Source organism: Dyella silvae, assembly GCF_026421305.1.
Classification (GTDB): Bacteria; Pseudomonadota; Gammaproteobacteria; order Xanthomonadales; family Rhodanobacteraceae; genus Dyella; species Dyella silvae.
Window position 1 is genome coordinate 837,475 of the sequence record NZ_JAPJBQ010000001.1, and the last position, 19,979, is coordinate 857,453.

At 64.1% G+C, this 19,979-nt stretch carries 20 protein-coding genes; 7 read left to right on the top strand and 13 right to left on the bottom strand.

Annotated features, from left to right (window positions below):
- Positions 1–114 precede the first annotated feature (114 nt).
- The gene (locus OQE56_RS03840; RefSeq protein WP_267221701.1) at positions 115–1,176 is read left to right on the top strand and encodes an NAD(P)-dependent alcohol dehydrogenase; all 1,062 of its coding nucleotides are present in this window, start codon (positions 115–117) and stop codon (positions 1,174–1,176) included.
- A gap of 20 nt (positions 1,177–1,196) precedes the next feature.
- Here OQE56_RS03840 and OQE56_RS03845 read toward each other — a convergent pair whose 3' ends face one another.
- Positions 1,197–2,960, bottom strand: coding sequence for a chloride channel protein (locus tag OQE56_RS03845; protein WP_267221883.1), 1,764 nt, complete (start codon positions 2,958–2,960; stop codon positions 1,197–1,199).
- Between the two features lie 172 nt (positions 2,961–3,132).
- Entirely contained in the window at positions 3,133–3,888 is a 756-nt protein-coding gene (locus tag OQE56_RS03850; protein ID WP_267221703.1) for a YdcF family protein, read from the bottom strand.
- Positions 3,889–4,028: 140 nt separating this feature from the next.
- On the opposite strand from OQE56_RS03850, the gene OQE56_RS03855 reads away from it, so the two are divergent.
- The 6 genes from OQE56_RS03855 to OQE56_RS03880 all read left to right on the top strand — a co-directional run bounded on the left by OQE56_RS03855 (position 4,029) and on the right by OQE56_RS03880 (position 10,088).
- Positions 4,029–5,462 (top strand): phospholipase, encoded by a 1,434-nt coding sequence (locus tag OQE56_RS03855; RefSeq protein WP_267221704.1) that lies wholly within the window; start codon positions 4,029–4,031, stop codon positions 5,460–5,462.
- A 131-nt stretch (positions 5,463–5,593) separates the two neighbouring features.
- Complete coding sequence (locus OQE56_RS03860) at positions 5,594–6,094, top strand: hypothetical protein (RefSeq protein ID WP_267221706.1); 501 nt, start codon at positions 5,594–5,596, stop codon at positions 6,092–6,094.
- Between the two features lie 170 nt (positions 6,095–6,264).
- Entirely contained in the window at positions 6,265–6,819 is a 555-nt protein-coding gene (locus OQE56_RS03865; protein WP_267221898.1) for an RNA polymerase sigma factor, read from the top strand.
- A complete protein-coding gene (locus OQE56_RS03870; RefSeq protein WP_267221708.1) occupies positions 6,816–7,661 on the top strand; it encodes a hypothetical protein in 846 nt (281 codons plus the stop codon). The genes OQE56_RS03865 and OQE56_RS03870 overlap by 4 nt, the downstream gene beginning before the upstream one ends.
- The gene (locus OQE56_RS03875; RefSeq protein WP_267221710.1) at positions 7,654–8,250 is read left to right on the top strand and encodes an IMPACT family protein; all 597 of its coding nucleotides are present in this window, start codon (positions 7,654–7,656) and stop codon (positions 8,248–8,250) included. Before OQE56_RS03870 ends, OQE56_RS03875 begins: the two co-directional genes overlap by 8 nt.
- Positions 8,251–8,318: 68 nt before the next feature.
- Complete coding sequence (locus OQE56_RS03880; protein ID WP_267221712.1) at positions 8,319–10,088, top strand: ABC transporter transmembrane domain-containing protein; 1,770 nt, start codon at positions 8,319–8,321, stop codon at positions 10,086–10,088.
- 39 nt (positions 10,089–10,127) lie between these two features.
- Here OQE56_RS03880 and OQE56_RS03885 read toward each other — a convergent pair whose 3' ends face one another.
- The 11 genes from OQE56_RS03885 to OQE56_RS03935 all read right to left on the bottom strand — a co-directional run bounded on the left by OQE56_RS03885 (position 10,128) and on the right by OQE56_RS03935 (position 19,969).
- A complete protein-coding gene (locus OQE56_RS03885) occupies positions 10,128–10,874 on the bottom strand; it encodes a copper homeostasis protein CutC (RefSeq protein ID WP_267221714.1) in 747 nt (248 codons plus the stop codon).
- A gap of 1 nt (position 10,875) precedes the next feature.
- Entirely contained in the window at positions 10,876–11,910 is a 1,035-nt protein-coding gene (locus tag OQE56_RS03890) for a glycosylasparaginase (RefSeq protein WP_267221716.1), read from the bottom strand.
- 104 nt (positions 11,911–12,014) lie between these two features.
- Positions 12,015–12,218, bottom strand: a complete 204-nt coding sequence (locus OQE56_RS03895) for a cold-shock protein (RefSeq protein ID WP_114826723.1) — start codon at positions 12,216–12,218, stop codon at positions 12,015–12,017.
- 161 nt (positions 12,219–12,379) lie between these two features.
- Positions 12,380–13,123, bottom strand: coding sequence for an S-methyl-5'-thioinosine phosphorylase (locus OQE56_RS03900; RefSeq protein WP_267221720.1), 744 nt, complete (start codon positions 13,121–13,123; stop codon positions 12,380–12,382).
- Positions 13,124–13,141: 18 nt separating this feature from the next.
- Positions 13,142–13,702, bottom strand: a complete 561-nt coding sequence (locus OQE56_RS03905) for an NADPH-dependent FMN reductase (protein ID WP_267221722.1) — start codon at positions 13,700–13,702, stop codon at positions 13,142–13,144.
- Positions 13,703–13,752: 50 nt separating this feature from the next.
- Positions 13,753–14,301 (bottom strand): hypoxanthine-guanine phosphoribosyltransferase, encoded by a 549-nt coding sequence (locus OQE56_RS03910; protein ID WP_267221723.1) that lies wholly within the window; start codon positions 14,299–14,301, stop codon positions 13,753–13,755.
- Positions 14,298–15,320, bottom strand: a complete 1,023-nt coding sequence (gene nagZ / locus OQE56_RS03915) for a beta-N-acetylhexosaminidase (RefSeq protein WP_267221725.1) — start codon at positions 15,318–15,320, stop codon at positions 14,298–14,300. Before nagZ ends, OQE56_RS03910 begins: the two co-directional genes overlap by 4 nt.
- The gene (locus OQE56_RS03920) at positions 15,314–15,841 is read right to left on the bottom strand and encodes a CYTH domain-containing protein (RefSeq protein WP_267221727.1); all 528 of its coding nucleotides are present in this window, start codon (positions 15,839–15,841) and stop codon (positions 15,314–15,316) included. The genes nagZ and OQE56_RS03920 overlap by 7 nt, the downstream gene beginning before the upstream one ends.
- 65 nt (positions 15,842–15,906) lie before the next feature.
- The gene (rlmD, locus tag OQE56_RS03925; protein WP_267221729.1) at positions 15,907–17,220 is read right to left on the bottom strand and encodes a 23S rRNA (uracil(1939)-C(5))-methyltransferase RlmD; all 1,314 of its coding nucleotides are present in this window, start codon (positions 17,218–17,220) and stop codon (positions 15,907–15,909) included.
- 73 nt (positions 17,221–17,293) lie between these two features.
- The gene (locus OQE56_RS03930) at positions 17,294–17,899 is read right to left on the bottom strand and encodes a YdbL family probable chaperone protein (RefSeq protein ID WP_267221732.1); all 606 of its coding nucleotides are present in this window, start codon (positions 17,897–17,899) and stop codon (positions 17,294–17,296) included.
- Positions 17,900–17,947: 48 nt separating this feature from the next.
- Positions 17,948–19,969, bottom strand: coding sequence for a translocation/assembly module TamB domain-containing protein (locus OQE56_RS03935; RefSeq protein WP_267221733.1), 2,022 nt, complete (start codon positions 19,967–19,969; stop codon positions 17,948–17,950).
- Positions 19,970–19,979 lie beyond the last annotated feature (10 nt).

The following is a 19,979-nucleotide window of genomic DNA, read 5'->3' on the forward strand; positions in this document are numbered from 1 at the left end:
TAGCTCACGCGGCGCCTTGCAGGATCAGGCAAGGATTCCGCAGGATCCGGCTACCCGACGCCCCACCCGGCCGACCATACTGCGCCCTTCGCCGTCCCCTCCAAGGAGTTACGCATGGCCCTTTCGATTCGCGGCTACGCCGCACAGAACGCCACATCGCCGCTGGCCGCGCATCAGTTCGAGCGCCGCGACCCGCGCCCGGACGATGTGGTGATCGACATCCTCTATTGCGGCGTCTGCCACTCGGATATCCACCAGGCCCGCAACGAATGGCACGGCAGCATTTATCCGATGGTGCCGGGTCACGAGATCGTGGGCCGCGTCACCGCCGTGGGCAGCCAGGTGACCCGGTTCAAGGCGGGCGACACCGTCGGCGTCGGCTGCATGGTCGACTCGTGCCGGCACTGCGCGTCGTGCAACGCCGGTCTCGAGCAGTACTGTGAGGAAGGCCCGACCTGGACCTACAACGCGATGGATCGTCGTGATGGCCTGCCGACCTTCGGTGGCTACTCCGAGCGCATCGTCGTGTCGGACAAGTTTGTGGTGTCCATTTCCGACAAGCTGGATCTCAAGGCGGCGGCACCGCTGCTGTGCGCCGGTATCACCACCTGGTCGCCGCTGCGCCACTGGAACATCGGCAAGGGCAGCAAGGTGGCGGTGATTGGCCTCGGCGGTCTTGGCCATATGGGCCTGAAGTTCGCCAAGGCGATGGGTGCTGACGTCACCTTGTTCACTCGCACGCCGGGCAAGGAAGCCGAAGCACGCCGCCTTGGTGCGGACCACGTGGTGCTTTCCACCGATGCCAGGCAGATGTCGGCGGCGGCCAAGCAATTCGACTTCATTCTCGACACGGTGCCGTCACCGCACGATCTGAACCCCTACCTCGCCACGCTGAAGCTCAACGGCGTGCATTGCCTGGTGGGCCAGCTCGAACCGCTCGATCCGCCGGTGCAGGCAGGCATGGTGATCCTGGGTCGCCGCTCGATTTCGGGCTCGGCCATCGGCGGCATCGCCGAAACGCAGGAAATGCTGGATTTCTGCGCCGAGCACAACATCGTGAGCGACATCGAGATGATCGACATCAAGGATATCAACCACGCTTACGATCGCATGCTCAAGAGCGACGTGCACTATCGCTTCGTGATCGATATCGCCTCGCTCAAGCAGCCTGCCTGATGAGACTGGCAAGAGCGCGGTCAGGTCGCGCTCTTGCCACCCAGGTGACGGCTAGGCTCATGCGCTTCGCGCAAACGCTGCGCATGTGCTTTCAGCAAATCACCACGCGTGATGATGCCTACCACCTGCTGCATATCCTTGCCGCCCACCACTACCAGACGGCCCACATCGGCCTCGACCATGTGATCAGCCGCTTCGCGCAAGGTGTGATCTTCGCGCACCACCAGCGGCGCGCGATGCACCAGCGACTGGACGATGGCATCGCCGCCCACCGCACCATTGAGCAGATCCCTGCGCGTCACTACGCCGAGCAAACGACCACCCTCATCAAGTACCGGGAAGCCCTGATGGCGGGCTGCTACCTGCTCCGTGGAAAGCCACTCGCGCACCTCGCCGAGACGCTGTGATGCACGCAGGCTCACCACGTCGCGGCTGCAGGCATCGGCCACGCTGATGCGCTCCAGGTAATCCGCCGCATACTCCGTCGGCACGCGCACCCCGCGGCGCGCAATCTTCTCGGTCATGATGGTGTTGCGCATCATCAGGCCGGAGACCAGATACGCAGTCGCACAGCCGCACAGCAGCGGCAGCAGGCCATGCGGTTGCTGCGTGGTCTCAAAGGCAAACACCACCGAGGTGAGGAAGGCGCGCGACGCGCCCGCAAAGATCGCGGCCATGCACACCAGTGCCGCCACCTTGGCATCTACCTGCAGCCACGGCAGCCATGCCACACAAAGCAGACCCAACACGCCACCCAGCGCACCGCCGATGGTGAACAAGGGCGCCAGCGTACCGCCCGATGTGCCGCTACCCAGGGCGACCGACCAGGACAGCAGCTTCATCAGGCACAACGCCAACATGCCGCCGAGACCGATCTGGCCGGCGATGACCGCCGCGATATTGGTGTAGCCCACGCCCAGCGTTGTGGGCATCAGATAACCGACGACACCCACCACCACGCCACCGATGGCAGGCCACCACATCCAGTGGATCGGCAGCTTCTCGAAGCCATCCTCGATGGCATACGTGAGCTTGGTGATGCCGACGCTGGCCACGCCAACAATGACGCCCATGACCATGTACGCGATCAGTGCACTGAAGGCCGGCGTGGCAATGTCCGGCATGGGGAACATCGGCTCGTTGCCTTCCAGCACATAGCGCACGCCGGTACCAATCGCCGCCGCCAACGCGACAGGAATCAACGAACGCGCACGGCGTTCGAACAAGAGCAGTTCGATGGCCAGCAAGATCGACGAGATCGGCGCAGAGAACACTGCGGCCATGCCGGCTGCGGCGCCAGAGGCGAGCAGCGTCTTGCGCTCATCGGCCGTCACATGGAGCAACTGCCCCACCAGCGAACCCAGCGCGCCGCCGGTCGCGATGATGGGACCTTCCGCACCAAACGGGCCGCCCGTACCAATGGCGATGGCGGACGACACCGGCTTCAGCCAGGTGATGCGCGGCGGGATGCGGCTTTCGTTGAGCAGCACCTGCTCCATCGCCTCAGGAATACCGTGGCCGCGAATGGCACGCGATCCCCAGCGCGCCATCACGCCGACGATAAGACCGCCTACCACCGGCACGCCGATCACCCAAAGGCCAAGATGATTGCCGGCCGGGCTGCTGAATTCAGTGCTCACGCGGCCATAGAACGCCAGGTTGGTTACCAGTCCGATCAACCCGGTGAGCAGGCGTGCAACCAGCGCCACCACGGCGCCGAGCATCATCGCCAGCGTGGCGATCCATAGCACGCGCCGCCCCAAGGGACGGAAGTGCCGCGGCATATGCGCCGCAGACAACGTGGGGTCCAGCGAAGGGGCAAGCGGAAGCGCCGCACGCGAGTGCGGCTCAGACGACGGATCGGGATGCATCAGGAAAGTGTCAGCAAGAGTGGCCGCGCAAGGTTACGCAAAAGCGCGTGCAGTAGCTGGCTGGAAAATGAACGGAAAACGCAAGTTAGTGCGATAACAACGGCGCCTTCGGCGCATTCCAACCCAACGCGTTGTAGACGCGGTAACGCAGGATGCCCAGGTACTCGTGCATGGCGGCGTCAGCCAGCAAGTAGTTCCACGAATCGGGGATGACTTCGCGGCGCGCATTCATCCAGTCCCCGGCCACCGGTTGTGGCGTGATGCCGAAATGCTCGAAGTACAGCAACGACCGGCGCAGATGAATGCCCGACGTCACCAGCACCGTGTGTTGCGGCGCGTAGTCGACCAGCAGCGGACGGCTGAATTGCGCGTTCTGCCAGGTGGACATGCTGCGTGTTTCGTACGACAGATCGGCTGACGGAATGCCCAGCTTCTCCAGCGCGCGGCCGTAGACGACGGACTCGGGTTCGCCGTGGTCCTGCGAATCGCCGCCTGACACGAGCACGCGGCATTCCTTGCCGGCGGCCTTGCAGGCGACATACAGCTGCGCCGCGCGCAACACGCGACCATCCGCGAAATACGAAGGCTGCAACGGTTCATCGCCCGCCACGGTAGTGCCGCCACCGAGCAGCACGATGGCATTACGCGGTGCCCACGCGATCGCAGGCTCCACGTCATAGGGACTCTGCAGGCCACGGATCAACCAACGCGGCACCGCCCCGCAACCCACGGCGAAGAACAGCAGCGTCGCCATGGCGATCAGCACATGCCCCGTCCGGCGCCAGCGCCGGCGATAAAGCAGCGCCGCCACCAGCAGCATGACAAACAGGAGAGTCAGCATGCGGATTCCCAAGTCCGTGGAAAGTCATGGCATCTTAGGGCCTTACCGCGACACGAGGCGATAGCGCACGCCATAGAAGGGCCATCCCCTATGGACATGCCAGCCACCAGGAAGGCGGAACCCAGGCAAGGAACCGGACCATGACTACGCTCGTTTTCGTGCACGGCTGGAGCGTCACCAACACCTCGACCTATGGCGCCCTGCCCCTGCGGTTGCAGCAACAGGCGGCCGCCCAGGGAGTGGCGCTGAAGGTCGCCGATATCTGGCTTTCCGAATACGTGAGCTTCGACGACACCGTCACCATGGCCGACGTGGTGCGCGCGTTCGACCACGCATTGCGCGACCTGCATCTGCTGGATAGCCGCTTCGCCTGCATCACGCATTCCACCGGCGGGCCGGTCGTTCGCGAATGGCTGCGCGCACAACGTGAACGCCCCGGCGCTTTCAGCACCATCCGCCTCACGCATCTGATGATGCTGGCACCCGCCAACTTCGGGTCAGCGCTGGCGCAACTTGGCAAGGGTGTGTTGGGACGGCTGCATGCATGGGTCGACGGCGTGGAACCGGGCCAGCGCATCCTTGACTGGCTGGAACTGGGCAGCGCCGAATCGCTGTCGCTCAACCTCGATCACATCCACGGCGGCGACCTCGCACAGAGCGGCCAATATCTGTTCGTGCTGACCGGCGACCGCCCGGACCGCTCGCTGTATGACCATATCAACAGCTACACGGGCGAGGATGGATCTGACGGCGTCGTACGCATCGCCGCGGCCAACCTCAATGCGCGGCATGCCGTGCTTGCACGGCCTGATGGCCAGTCAGCCGACATGCTGGCGCTGAACATCACGGCCTCGCCTCGCACCGCCTTCAAGTTGATTCCCGGCGCGGCGCACTCCGGCGTTGAGCAAGGCATCATGGCCGCCGCGCCGCACGCCACTATCGATGCCTTGCTGCGTTGCCTACGCGTCGATCATGCCGATGCCTATGCGCAGTTGTGCGACGACTTCGATGCGGAAAATGCCGCGCGCGATAGCGACATGGTGGAGTTTGAGCCGGTCGGACCGTTCCCCGCTCGCGTGCATTTGCACGACCCGCGCAGCCTGTTGATCGTCCGCCTCGCCGACGAAAGTGGCGAGGCGCTGCATGGCAGCCGCCTGTTGCTCAATGCAGGCACGCCACCGAATCCCGACTGGATGCCGCAAGGCTTCATGCTCGACCGGCAGGCCAACAGCCGCCACGGCAATGTGGTGTCGTTCTTTCTCAACCATGCGCTGCTGGCAGGCGCGCCGCGCGTGAGTCATCCGGACAACAGCCGCAAGACGCTGCGTGCGACTGTCGAAGCGCACCGCCCCTACAGCGCGACCGTACAGCCGGCCAACCTGCGTGGACTGGTGCATCACGCCGTGGCCACTACCGAGCCAGGCCATGACTTGTTTCACGCGCTCGCCGCCCATCAGACCACCGTGCTGGACATCGTATTGCCCCGCAAGGTGCATGAAGGCGTGTTCCGCCTCACCCAGAAGCTCGCGCCCGAAGACTTCAGCCGCCCGGTAGCGGGCGACCCCATTCCCTGAGTCCGGTACCGGGTACTTGCCAGCCCGGATGACACCACCTTCCCGTCGTGCCATAGTCGCAAGAAGTTGCGCTACTGATGGACAGGCGGCGCCGACCGTCCGACAACGGCTCGTACCAGGGGAAGGAAACCGTGAAGAAGCTGATACTGCTGGCCCTGTTGGCCGGCCTGGCATGGTGGTATTTCGATGCCAGCCGCCGCATGACCGATGCGCAGATTCGCGAAAGCTACGCGCAACAGACCGAAGCGATCCGGCAGTTCGACGCCGAGAGCCTGTGCAAGCGTCTGTCGGATGATTTCCATGGCAGTCAGTTGACCCAGATGGGTGGCCAGTCCGTCGAACAGACCTTCGACAAGAAGGCGCTGTGCGATCAGCAGAACAAATCCATTGCCCTGATGAAGCGCATCAGCGACGCGTCCGGGGGCCTCGTCGCACTCGATATCGAGCTCGAGATCAAAAATATTGAACTGTCGGCTAACCGCAAGCAGGCCACGGTACAGACCATTTCCACCGCGCGGCTGGGTGACAGGACGCTGAGCCGTGACCGCACCACGGAGCAACTGATCCGCCGCGACGGGCGCATCCTGAGCACGGGTGGCGAATCCAAAGTCTGGGCCTACACACCGCAGTAGCCCAGTCCGTGTGGCCCGGTTAACCCCACCGGCGCCGGCCGTGCGTTTCACAACCATGAGCCATCGAATGGATCCACTTGCCCATGCGCTGGTCCCAACCGTGCGCCCCATCACTGCCGGTCGCCCCTGACGCTTACCGGCGCGGCCGGTTTGGCTTAACCTCGCCGCCCATGGATGCTCCTGTGGACGACGATGCAACACTGATGCTGGCCTATGCAAAGGGCCAGATGTCGGCGTTTGACACGTTGTATGCGCGCCACAAGGGCACGCTGTACCGGTTTCTACTGCGCGCGGCCCGCGATCCGCAGCTGGCAGACGAGTTGTTCCAGGAGACCTGGAGCCGTGTCATCGCCGCGCGCGCACGCTATACCCCACAGGCCAAGTTCACGACCTGGCTGCTGCAGATCGCACACAATCTTCTGATCGACAGCCATCGGCGCAAACGCCCCGTGGCGACCGGAGAGGATGCGGAGCAGGTCTTTGAGACTCTGGCCTCGCCCGACCACGAACAGCCGGACCATGTACTGTCCGACTTTGAACGTCGCCGCAAGCTTCAGTTGGCTATTGAGCAATTGCCCGAGGAACAGCGCACCGCTGTGCTGCTGCGCCTCGAAAATGATCTGAGCGTGGAGGAGATTGCCGACATCACCGGCGTGGGACGCGAAACGGCGAAGTCGCGCCTGCGCTATGCCATGAACCGATTGCGCGAACAGTTGGCCGAATGAATACGCACGATCACCACGACGACGAACCGCTGCCCGGCGAAGACGAGCTCAAGGCGCTGTACCGCAGCCTGCCGCGCAAGGAGCCGAAGCCGGCACTCGACGAGGCCGTGCGGCAAGCGGCGGCTGGTGCCGTGCGCCCATCTCGCACGAAGCGCATGCCGAGGTGGCCCGTCGCTGCCGCAAGCGCCGCCGTGCTGGTTCTCGTGGCGGGGGTGAGCTGGCGCTGGTACGAGCAGCCTTCCAGCGTGCCGCAGATACCTGCCCAAGCCGAAATGAAGGAAGGTGCGCCAGCGCCACAGCCGGCCGCTACCTCCCCTGTGGCTGCCGCCGAACAAGCGGCACCACCGGCGGCAGCCGCAGCGCCGTCTGCTGCGCAAAATGCGCCCCAGATGCAGGCATCTGCGCGCCCGGTAGCAAAAGCACGTGTCATGACACCCGCACTGGCAACCCGCGAGGCCACACCACCTGTCGCGGCACCGGCCCCGATGACCATCACCTCGCAGATCGCCGAACCGGCACCCGCGCCACGCGCTGCCATGCCGGCCCCGGCCCCTCCGTCAGCGCCCGCGCCGGAAGTCGCCTCCGAATCGCGCGCTGACTACAGCAGCCACGCGGTGATGGCCATGAAGGCGGCTGCCGCCTCCATGCGCGCCGCGCCTGTCATCGATCCCACAGCGCCTAATCCGACGGACACGCCTGTGCAGGAGCTCGACAAGATCCGCCAACTGTTCGCGCAACAACGTCGCGACGAAGCCCTGAAACGGCTCGCTGCTTTCCAGCAGATGCATCCCGACCAGCCCTTGCCCGACGATTTGCGAGCCCAGTTGCCCGATCATGAGTGACACGCTGTACACCCTCGCCACGGCCTGCCAGCACAGCGAGGACATCAAGAAGAGCCGTTTTCTCGCGCAGGCCGCACCGGTGCAGACACCCGAGGAGGCACTGGCGTTCGTGCGCCAGGTGAGCGACCCGGCAGCCACGCACAATTGCTGGGCCTATCGCATTGGCCAGGACTATCGCTTCAACGATGACGGCGAACCCGGTGGCACTGCCGGCCGCCCCATCCTTCAGGCCATCGAAGGCCAGGGCATCGACCACGCCGTGGTGGTGGTGACCCGCTGGTATGGCGGCATCAAGCTCGGCGCGGGTGGCCTGGTGCGCGCTTACGGCGGCACGGCGGCCGAATGCCTGCGCCGGGCCGAGCGTCTGCCCATCGTGGCGATGGCACGACTTGGCATGCGCTGCGACTTCGCCGAGCTCACCCTGCTCAAGGCACGCCTGCGTGAACTCGACGCCAGCGTGCTGCAAGAAACCTTCGGCGCCGAGGGCGTGACACTGGAAGTGCAGTTGCCCGAAAGCCAGGTCGCAGAGGCGCAGGTACGCCTTACCGATATCACGCGCGGCCGGCACAGCGCTCGCAGGCTGGATTGAATCAGCCGGAAACTCCCCCAAACTTGAGGGTCATGCGCCCATCCGGCGCCCGCCCATCACAGGACGCCATGAGCCAACCCGCCGACACCCCTCGCCCCTCCAAACGTGTCGGCGCCCTGCTGAAGCTATGGCCCTTCCTCAAGCCGCATCGCCGCCTTGCCGTTGGCTGGCTGGTGTTTCTGGCCATTTCCTCGTCGGCCACCCTGGCACTGCCCATGGCCGTGCGGCACATGATCGACCAGGGCTTCGTCCACTCCAATGCCAGTGCGATCAATGCCACGTTTCTTGGCCTGTTCGGTGTGGCGCTGGTGCTCGCGTTTGCCACGGCCGCGCGCTATTACTGCATCACGCTGCTCGGCGAACGTGCCCTCGCCTCACTGCGCGCCAAGCTGTACGCGCATGTGATCAGGCTTGACGTCAGTTTCTTTGAGCGCAGCCGCGTCGGCGAATTGATCTCGCGTCTGGGCACCGATACCGAAGTCATCCAGGCGCTCATCGGCTCCGGCATTTCGGTGGCCTTGCGCAGCGCCGTCATGCTGCTCGGCGCCTCCGGCATGATGATCTGGACCAGCCCGCGCCTGGCCGGCCTGACAGCGCTGGTGATTCCCGCGGTGATGCTACCTATTCTGCTATTCGGCCGCCGCGTGCAAAAGCTGTCACGCGCCAGTCAGGACCGCCTCGCCGACACGGCCGCCATCGCCAATGAAACGCTCAATGCCGCCCCGGCGGTCAAAGCGTATGCACGCGAAGATATCGAAAGCACACGCTATGGCAGTGCCATCACGCGTGCGCTGGCGACGGCACGCAAGCGCATCGGCATGCGTTCGATGCTTACCGCGACCGTCATCGTGTTGTTCTTTGGCGCGATCACGCTGGTGCTGTGGGCCGGTGCACGCGACGTGATCAACGGCACGCTGGGCGCAGGCGTGCTGGGCCAGTTTGTGCTGTATGCCATCTTCGCCGCAGGTTCGCTGGCGGGCCTGTCCGAGGTATGGGGCGATGTGCTGCGCGCAGCAGGCGCGATGGAGCGCATCGGCGAGCTGTTCGAAGAACGCGCTGATATCACCAGCCCGGCGCAACCCTCGCGGCTCCCCAAACCGATGCATGGCGCGTTGCGTTTCGAAAATGTCGCGTTCCACTACCCCACCCGCCCCGAGGCACCGGCACTCCACGATTTCGATCTGGACATCAAGCCGGGCGAAACGGTGGCACTGGTAGGACCGTCGGGCGCAGGCAAGAGCACCGTGTTTGCGCTGCTGCTGCGTTTCTACGATCCCCAGAGCGGCCGCATCACGATTGATGGTGTCGATCTGCGCGCGCTCGCCTTGCCCGAACTGCGCGGCGCTATTGCGCTGGTGCCCCAGGAGACGGTGATTTTCAGCGGCAGCGCAGCCGACAATATTCGCTTCGGCCGACAGGACGCCGGCGACGACGAAGTACACGATGCCGCCCGTGCCGCCGAGGCACATGAGTTCATCAGCGCCCTGAGTAAGGGTTATGACGAGGAACTGGGCGAACGCGGAGTGCGTCTCTCTGGCGGTCAGCGCCAGCGCATTGCCATTGCCCGGGCCATCCTGCGTGACGCGCCGCTATTGCTGCTGGATGAAGCGACCTCGGCATTGGATGCTCAATCCGAGGCCGCCATTCAGCAGGCGCTGGAACGCCTTGAGAAGGGCCGTACGACGCTGGTGATCGCCCACCGCCTTGCTACCGTGCAGCGCGCCGATCGCATCGTGGTGATGGATGGCGGCCGCATCGTGGCGCAAGGCACGCACCAGAGCCTGCTGGCTGAAGGTGGTCTCTATGCCGAGCTAGCCAGGTTGCAGTTCACTGCCTGAGCCGCCCGGCGTTCTGATGACCGGCTACCGTGGCGAGCATCACGCCACGGCTAGTTGCTGCACCAGCGCACGCACTTCGTTCTCGTCGGTGCGTGTTTCGCCACCTGCCATGCCCAGCGTATCGGACGGCGCGTAATGCATGCCCGAGTCATGAACGCGCTTGGCCGAAGCATGGAACTCCTGCGCTCCGGTAAGCATCGCCAGCTCGGCGATATTGCCGGCGTCGATGCCCGCCCCCGGCATGACCACGATGCGCCCACGCGCCTGCTCCATGAGCACCTGTATGCGTCTGGCGCCTTCTCTCGCGGTCCGTCTGGCGCCTGAGGTGAGCACGCGCTCGGCCCCCAGCGCGATGACATCCTCCAGCGATCGCGCCTGATCGCGCACCAGGTCGAAGGCGCGATGGAAGGTGATGCCCATGCCTGCGGCCGCACCGATCAGCGTTCGGCAACGGGCCGTGTCGACATCGCCGCCCGCATCGAGCGCACCGATCACGACGCCGTCGCATCCCAGTGCCACGCAGGCTTCGATGTCGCGCCGCATGGTGTCCAGCTCGTCATCGTCGTAGAGGAAGTCGCCCGCGCGAGGCCGGATAAGTACGTACAGCGGCAGCTGCACCCGCTCCCGCACCAGGCTGATCTCTCCATGCGAGGGCGTAAGCCCGCCCAGTTCCAGCGCCGTGCACAGTTCGATGCGCCCCGCACCACCGGCCTGCGCAGCGAGCGCGGAGGCCAGCGAGTTGGCGGCGACTTCCAGCAAGCGTCGTGGCGCTTCAGAGCGTGACATCTCAATACACGCTCTTCGCCGGCAACAAACCATCCTGTCGCTGGGCATCGCATACCGCATAAGAGAAGCCCGGCTGGATCGCGAAGGCGCCGACCTCGCCGTCGCGATTCATCGCGAGAAATCCCACCTGCAAATCTTTCGATGCATGGGGACGCTTCTTGACGATACGCATGACAGCTTCGCGGCAGGCCTCCTGCGGTGAACGCCCTTGCCGCATGAGCTCCACGACCAGAAAGCTACCAGCGTTGCGGATGACTTCCTCGCCCACACCGGTAGATGTGGCGGCGCCCACCTCGCCATCGACGTACAGGCCCGCGCCGATGATCGGGCTGTCGCCCACGCGGCCGCGTAATTTCCATGCCATGCCACTGGTGGTGCACGCGCCCGCCAGACGTCCCTGCGCATCGATAGCCAGCATGCCGATGGTGTCGTGATTGTCCTTGCCGCCAGGCAGACCCGTCTTGCCGTAATCGCGCACTTCGCTATTGGCAGAAGGCTGATAGTGCGCGGTCTTCAACCACTCCTTCCAGGCCAGTTCGGATTCGGGCGTCAGCAGCTCCTCTTTCTTGAAGCCCTGCTCCAGTGCGAACTGCAACGCGCCATCACCCACCAGCAACACGTGCGGAGTACGTTCCATCACGCGGCGCGCCACCTGGATCGGATGCGCAATGTGCTCAAGCGCCGCCACGGCACCACAACTGCCATCGGCATCCATGATGCTGGCATCCAGACTCACATGACCGTCGCGATCGGGATAACCCGCGCGACCGACACTGTGATTCTTCAGGTCGGCCTCCGGCACCATCACGCCCGTTTCCACGGCGTCCAGCGCATGGCCGCCTTTAGCCAGTACCGACCACGCAGCTTGGTTGGCCGCGACACCAAAGTCCCAGGTCGATATGACGCGGGGCCCCTTGCCCTGCCCGGCGGTCTTGCCAGTACCTGTCGGCCCCGTCAGCGCGTTCGCGCCACTCGCCAATGCCACGGCTGAAGCACCCAGCAACGATGCTTTCAGAAAATCCCTGCGATCTGCCATCAGTGGTTCCTGTATCCCCGTTCCAGAAACAAAGAAACCCCGCGCCTTGCGACGCGGGGTTTCCTTTTACATCGATGACCGGCGTACGCGCCGGCTCGCCTTCATCAGGCGATTTCGACGCCCGAAGCCTGGGCACCCTTGGGGCCCGTGGTGACTTCGAACTTCACGCGCTGGCCTTCCTGCAGACTGCGGAAGCCCTTGGCGTTGATCGCCGAAAAGTGGACGAACACGTCCTCCCCACCGTCCTCGGGCGCGATGAAGCCGAAACCCTTGGCGTCGTTGAACCACTTGACCGTACCGAAACGCATTGCGTGAACCTCTGAATCATGGACTGGATGCACCACGGTATAGCGCTGAACCACCTTGACCCCTTGGTCCGCCGCCCCTGGCACAGCGGAAGTATCAACATGTTTTATGGCAAAGCGCAATACGAAAGATGCTTTGACACGATCAAAACCCAAACCGCTGCTCAGGATTTGAGCAGAACGCTGAGGATACGGGGTACTTCGGCGGTAGCTGCAGCCAGATGGGCGAAAATTTCTTCGATGCTGATCTCCGCCTCGTCGCCGCAGCCGGCAGCAAAATTAGCCACCAGCGCCAGGCAGGCGTACTCCAGATCCAGCTCGCGCGCGAGCACGGCTTCCGGCATGCCGGTCATGCCGACCAGATCGCAGCCATCCCGCTTCATGCGCGCGATTTCTGCCCGGGTTTCCAGTCGTGGCCCCTGCGTTGCGCCATAGCAACCACCGTCCAGCACCGCGACACCAGCCTTGTTGGCGGCGATCATTAACTGCTGACGCAATGCCTCGGTATAGGGTTCGCTGAAGTCGATGTGGCGAACTTCCGCGCCTTCGATGTCACAGAAGCTGGTGTAGCGGCCATGGGTGTAGTCGATGATCTGGTCGGGCACCACGATCACGCGCGGCCCCATGTCCGCCCGGATGCCGCCCACGGCATTCACGCCGATAACCCGGCGCGCTCCCAGTGAATGCAGCGCCCACAGGTTGGCCCGGTAGTTCACGCGATGCGGTGGCACCGTGTGGCTTTCGCCATGACGCGCAAGGAAGGCGACCCGGCGACCGGCGAACTCGCCGACCACGATGTCACCCGAAGCCGCGCCGAACGGCGTTTCGATGCGATGGCGGGTGGTGTTCTCCAGCCCGGGGAAGTTGTACAAACCGCTGCCGCCAATTACGGCCAGATCGATAGTCACGGGTCGTTCCTGTTTCAATTAGAGATGGTTGGCCGTCGCCGACAGGCGTTCGGCAAATCCTTCCAGATGGCGGCCCAACGCTTCGCGCGTACGCTCGTCGGTAAGCCGCCCATCGATGATCTTGGTGTGTGCCTGAAATACCAACACGTCGCCCTGCGGCTCGGAGCGTGCACCGGCCCGGCGCAGCACCTGACGCAACTGGTCCTGCGCCCGCACCGTACCGGTAATGCCTGGGCTGGCACCCACGATGCAGATGGTCTTGCCCGTGAGCGGCGCCACCTTGCGCGACTTGCCTGCGCGCGACGCCCAGTCGACGGCGTTCTTGAGCACGCCGGTGATACCGCCGTTGTATTCCGGGCATGCGAACAGCAGGCCATCCGCGTTATCGATCGCCTCCTTGAAGGCGATCACGGCGGCGGGGTCGCCCTGCTCTTCCACGTCCTGGTTGAACAGCGGCAGATCATGCAGATGATGGATGACGATATGCATCCCCGCCGGCGCCAGCTCCTGCGCAGCATGCAGTAGCACGGTGTTGAAAGAAGCCTGCCGCAGGCTGCCGGAGATACCCAGAATGTTCATGCGTCACCCACAACGTCACGGTGCCGGCCATCAGGGCCAGCCGGATGGACTCACTTCAGCGCGTAAATACCCGGCAGGTTACGGCCCTGCTCGTGGTAATCCATACCGAAGCCGAACACGTAGCGATCGGGCAATTCCACGCCGTTGAAGTCGGCAGCGATCCCTTCGACCAGACGGTCATGCTGCTTGGTGCACAGGCTGGCGATCAGCACGCGGCGTGCACCACGACGGGTGCAATCGTCGCGCACCGCTTTCAGCGTGTGCCCCTCGTCGAGAATGTCGTCTACCAGCAGCACGGTGCGACCGGTCAGGTCCACCGCCGGCTCGCGCAGCCAGTGCAGCTCGCTGCCGGACGTCGCGCCGCGGTAACGGGTGGCATGCACGTAGTCGAACTCGACGTCCGTGCGAATGGCCAACGCCAGGTGGCCGGCGAAGATCAGTGCACCGTTCATCACGGTGAGAAACACCGCTCGCTCGCCATCCAGCGCCGCATCGATGTGGCGCCCCATATCGGCAATCACCGATTCCAGTGCCGGACGATCAAACAGCAGATCGGCGTCCGCGAGCGCTGCGGCCAAAGAAGGGGTTTGAGTAGTCATGCCAGAGAGTGTCCTTCCACGGGATAGAGCGCCGTGACGCGCGCGATGAATCGATCGCGCTGGGGATTGTCGAGTAGTCCTTCCCAGGTGGATGCCACAGCGCCGCGCAACGCAGCCAGCCGCTCGGGCGAGGTGGCCGCCCGCCCCTGCACCGCTGCCAGGGCTTCTTCGACCACGTCGGGAAAACAGGCCAGTACCAGGTCGCAACCGGCATCGAGATGCGCGGCCACACGCGCCGCCACGCCACCCGCCGCACCGGCCGCGGCCATGCTGATGTCGTCGCTGATCACGGCACCGTTGAAACCAAGCTCGCTGCGCAGGATGTCTTTGATCCAGCGGCTGGAGAACCCGGCCGGCTGCGGATCGACCTCGGGGTAGATCACGTGCGCCACCATCACGGCCTCGGCATGGGCCGCCAGGCTTTCGACGAATGGCACCAGATCGTCGCGACGAATCTCGTCGAGCGAACGCGGGTCGATGGCAGCGGCCTTGTGCGTGTCCACCGCAACCGAGCCATGACCCGGGAAATGCTTGAGCACCGCAGCCATCCCGCCCAGATGCATACCGCGCACGTAAGCCTGCGCGAGCTCGGCGGTGATCGCGGGGTCCGCATGAAAGGCACGTAGCCCAATGGCAGCATTACCGCGAGCCAGATCAACCACGGGCGCAAAACTGAAATCCACGCCGCTGGCACGCAGCTCGCTGGACATGACCCAGGCATGCTCTTCGGCCAGACGTATCGCATCCTCCGGATCGCGGTCGTACACCGCGCCGATTGCGGACAGCGGCGGCAAACGCGTGAAGCCCTCGCGGAAACGCTGCACCGGACCGCCTTCCTGATCGACGGCGATCAACATGTCGTCGCCACCGGCGCCGCGAATGTCGTCGACCAGCGCCATCAACTGATCGCGCGACTGGAAGTTACGGGAAAACAGCACCACGCCAGAGACGCCCGGCGACGTCAGCCACGCATGTTCGGAGGCGGCCAGGGTGGTACCGGCCAGACCAATCATCAGCATGACATCGATTCCCCGGCGGCGTGCCGCTCGTCCGCAGACCACTGTGCATACGGATGGGCAATCAGATTGACGTTGTAGTAACGGGGCAGATGACTGACTTCGCGCCCGAGCCAGGACGGCCGGGGAAACGATGCGTCCACCGTGACAAGTTCTACCTCGGCGACCACCAGCCCGGCGTTGTCACCGAAAAATTCGTCGATTTCAAACAGTACGCCATCCACGGTGACATGGTGCCGGATCTTTTCCAGCACGCCGTCGCACAGTGTGGCAAGCATCTGCTCGGCATCCGCCATCGGCATCGGGTATTCGAATTCAGCACGCTCGATACCCAGTTGCGCCGACTTGATGTTGAGCCACGCATGATCGCCTGTACGGCGCACGCGCACGGACGCGCGTGCGGTGCCGTCACGCAGTGCTTGCGCGCCCACCAGATAACCCTGCGCGATGCGTTCGCTGTGCGTAACCGAAGCACGCCAGCTGTCGTCACTCAGAAGAAATTTGCGTTCGATCTCAATGCCCATGCTGCAACCGATAGTGGGGTATGTGATGTGGCCATGAAGGAAGCCAGACCCTTCACGCCTCGGACTTAGCGCTCGAACAGCGCAATCGACTCCACATGGGCCGTATGCGGGAACATATCCATCACGCCCGCCGCACTCAAGCGAAAGCCGTGCTTCTGAACCAGAATACCGGCGTCACGCGCCAACGAGCCCGGGTGACACGAAACGTACACAATGCGCTGCGTTTCCTTATGCGGCAAGTAGTCGAGCACCTTGTCGGCACCTGCACGCGGCGGGTCGAGCAACAGCTTGTCCCACGGCTGCTTCGCCCAATGGGTGTGCCGCTGGTCTTCGAACAGGTTGGCCACCTCGAAGCGTGCGTGGGTGATGCCATTGCGCGCTGCGTTTTCCGCTGCGCGTTCGACCAGGCCGTGCTCGCCTTCCACGCCCACCACCTCGGCCACGCGGCGGCCGATCGGCAAGGTGAAATTGCCCAGCCCACAGAACAGGTCCAGCACGCGATCGTTCGGCTGCGGATCGAGCAGCTCCATTGTGCGAGCCATCATGCGGCGGTTCATGCCGGCATTGACCTGCACGAAGTCCAGCGGACGGAACTCCAGCTCGACATCTTCAATGGACGCATCGCCACTGGGAATGCGGAAGGCAAGACGCGGGTGCTCCGGCCACAGCGGATGCACGCTCGTTACACCACCGGGTTGCAGGTAAATGGCAAAACCGTGCTGCTTGCCGAACGCGATGAGCGCAGCCTGGTCGCGCTCACTCAGGGGCGACATGTGGCGAAACACCAGCGCCACGGTATCGTCGCCCGCGGCAAATTCGATCTGCGGAATATCGTTGGCCGCATCCATGCTGCTCACCAGCTCTGCCAGCAGCCCGATCTTAGGACCGAGAGCCGGATGCACCACTTCGCACCGGCTGATGTCGGCGACAAAGCGAGGGTTGCTCTCTTCGCGAAAACCCACCAGCACGCGGCCTTTCTTGGCCACCGAGCGCACTGACAAACGTCCCTTGCGGCGATAGCCCCACGGCTCGTCGGTGAGTGGCGGCAGCCACATTGCCGGTTCAACCTTGCCGATACGCTCGAAGTTATCTTTCAGAACCCGCTGCTTCACTTCGATCTGCGACACGGCATCCAGATGCTGCAACGAGCAGCCGCCGCACTGGCCGAAATGCTGGCAACGTGGTTCCACGCGATGCGGTGAGCGGGTGATCAGTTGCACCACCTCCGCTTCGTCGTAATGACGGTGGCGCTTGCGGATGCTGAGCTTCACTTCCTCGCCGAGCAGCGCGCCGCTGACGAACACGGCCTTGCCGTCGATGCGCGTAACGCCTTTACCGTCGTGGCTAAGGTCAGTGATGGTGGCTTCGAATTCTTTCATGGGGTCTCAAAACGCAGGCGCCCGGGTCATGAGGATCCCGGGCGCGACAATCGGGTAAGGCGGGGCGAACGGCTTACTTCTGCTTCCAGGCGCCCGAAGAGTCCTGATAATACCAGCCCGCACGTGCCCGCTCGATCCAGCCCTTGGCGAACGTAGCGCGGATCTGCGCCTCCCACTCCGGATGGTTGTTGGCGTTGGCCACTTCACGGTAAAGCGCGTTGCGGTCGCGGTTCTCGTCGGCAACGGCAGCACTCACGCTCGCACGCTGGTCGAGAGGCAGCTTGGCCGCGTCGCGCACGGCCACCAGGCCATCTTGCGTAAAACCGATGACGCCACTGTTGAACAGGGGGGCAAGCGTATTGCTGAAGCGATCGCGCATGCGGCCATGGATGGCGTCGGTCGTCGGGGTCTGGATACGGATATTGGGCGCGTCGGCCGCGTAAGCCGCAGGAATCAGCAGATCCAGCAACATGGCCGACGGCTGGCTGCTTTTCTTGGGCGGTGCGGGCGGCTGATCGCTCTTGGGTGCGGGCGCCGGCGCAGTATTTTCGAGCACGGTACCAATGAACTGGTCGGCGGCCTTCTGCGCCGCAGCCTCAGGGAAGTACACATTGATCGTGACGCACCCCACCAGTGCGACCAGGCACGTGGTCAACAATCCATAGATGAGCTTGCGCATGTTCTACAACTCCTTCGGGGGTGGAGACTCACCGCTGGGTGAGAGCGTTCAATGGACTTCCGGTCCGTTGCCTTGAATGGCGGCTTTCACGCGCCGGACCAAGGTGGGCCAGTCCACCTGGGTCTGATGGCCAATCACCTGCAAATGCGGCAGGCCGCTACCTTCGACGATAGTGTAGCCATCCGCATCGTTATCCAGACCACCCATATGACATACGGAGGCCTGCAAGGTGCAATTGAGGCCGATACGTTTGTAACCAAACGTTTTGAACAGCTTCAGCACCGCGCCCTGCAGACCCGCTGCCATGCCGCCACCGCCCACCGCCGTGAGATTGTTCACCGCGCGCTGACTGATGCGCCCGCCGCTACCGGCGAGCAGATTGGCTTTGAACGCCACAGGGTTCCAGTTGACCAGACGTAGCTCGTCGATGGAGCCGTCCATACGTCCGGTGATACTGCCGAAATCGAACACGCTGGTCATCGCCCCCAGATCGAGCTGACGCAGTTGTACGTCACCGGTGAGCACCGGACTGGGACCAAACGGCCCTTGCAAGGTAAGCCGCGTGATATCGACAAAGCCGTCGAACACGCTCACCGACAGGCCGCCATCGAGCTCGATGCGGTCATCGACGAGGCGCAGCGCAGGAATGGCGCCACCGAGCGTACCCGGGAACTCCGGCCAGCCCATGGCTTTTGAGAACGCCGCCATGTCGATGCCCGTGAAGGCCAGTGACGTGGTCAGTCGACGCCCCCTTGCGGCAGCCGGGCGCCACTCCAGATCGCCCACGCGTACACGGCCATTGAGCAACGGTACTTCGACCGCGCGCTGCAGGCTCAACGAGCCACCTCGGCTCTGCCAGCGGGATTGCGCCGCGCCGTTGGCCATCTTGTAGACCTGCAATGACTGCCAGCCCAGGGTGGTCGCCGGGCGTTCGCCATCGGTGGTCCAGTCCATCCCGCCACGCAGGCCTTTCGCTGCGAGCCGCCCTTCGCCATCCGCGAAATCCAGACCATCGGTATCGAAAGCGAAGCTGCGCAATCCGCTGGCTTCGAGATCGAGGCTGCCGCTCAACTGCCCGGCCACATGCATATCGCGCATGCCCAGCGTTGCCAACCAGGCCTGACCGTACCGCTGATACGCGGCTGGGAACCGCGCCTGCACTCGTTCCAGCTTGAGTTTCTGCAACTCGCCCTTGGCATTGAAACTCATGGCGCCATCCAGCTGGAGGGCGTCGGCGTCAGCCACGCGCAGCCGCGTCAACTCCACGGCACCGTTACGCGTCGTAGCCGCCAGGCCCAATTGCACGGGGTGATCAGGCAGATGGGCAAAGATGGGGCCAAGCAGCAGCTCGCCACCGCGCAGGCTGGCATCCAGGTCGATGCGCGACGGGGAACCCGTGGTGTCGATGTTGAGCCGGCCGTTGCCATTGACCGACTGCCCAGCCAACGTGCCGCTGGCCGTATCAAACCCGCCCCCGCTCAGCGCGAACTGGCCGGACGCCTGCAGACCCTTATCGGCCAGATCCAGCGCCATATCCGCATCAAGCTTGCCGCCTGTGGCGCGACCGGACCACACCGTGCTCAACAAACCCTGCAGCCAGACGGCAGGCACGCCCTTGAGGCTGATTTGCGCGTGGGTAGGCTGATCCAGCGGCAACGCCGTGCTGGCCTGGGCCGCCCCCTGGGTGATATCGATTTCCAGCGTATTGGCGGCCTCGTCAATCACCATGGTGACTTTGGCGTTGCTCAACGCGCCGCCCGGCGCACCCGCCAGCTGCGCGGTGCCATCGAACAGCCAGCGCATATGTGTGTCGCGCTGCAAGACGCCCTTGAGATCCACGCCGATGCGCTTCCAGCCCATCGATGGCACGTCGGCTTTGGCGGCTTTCAGGTTGAGCATCAGCCCACCCTGGCCGTCCTCGCCGATCTGGGTCTGGACGTCCTGCATCTTCAGGCCGGGTATGCTGACCGCCTTGGCGCCCAACGCGATGTCAGCCCGGGCGGGCAGCACGAGACCCATCCAGATCAGGATGCCGAGACTGAGCAATAGGTAGCTTGATGTGGAACGCATGACGCGCCAT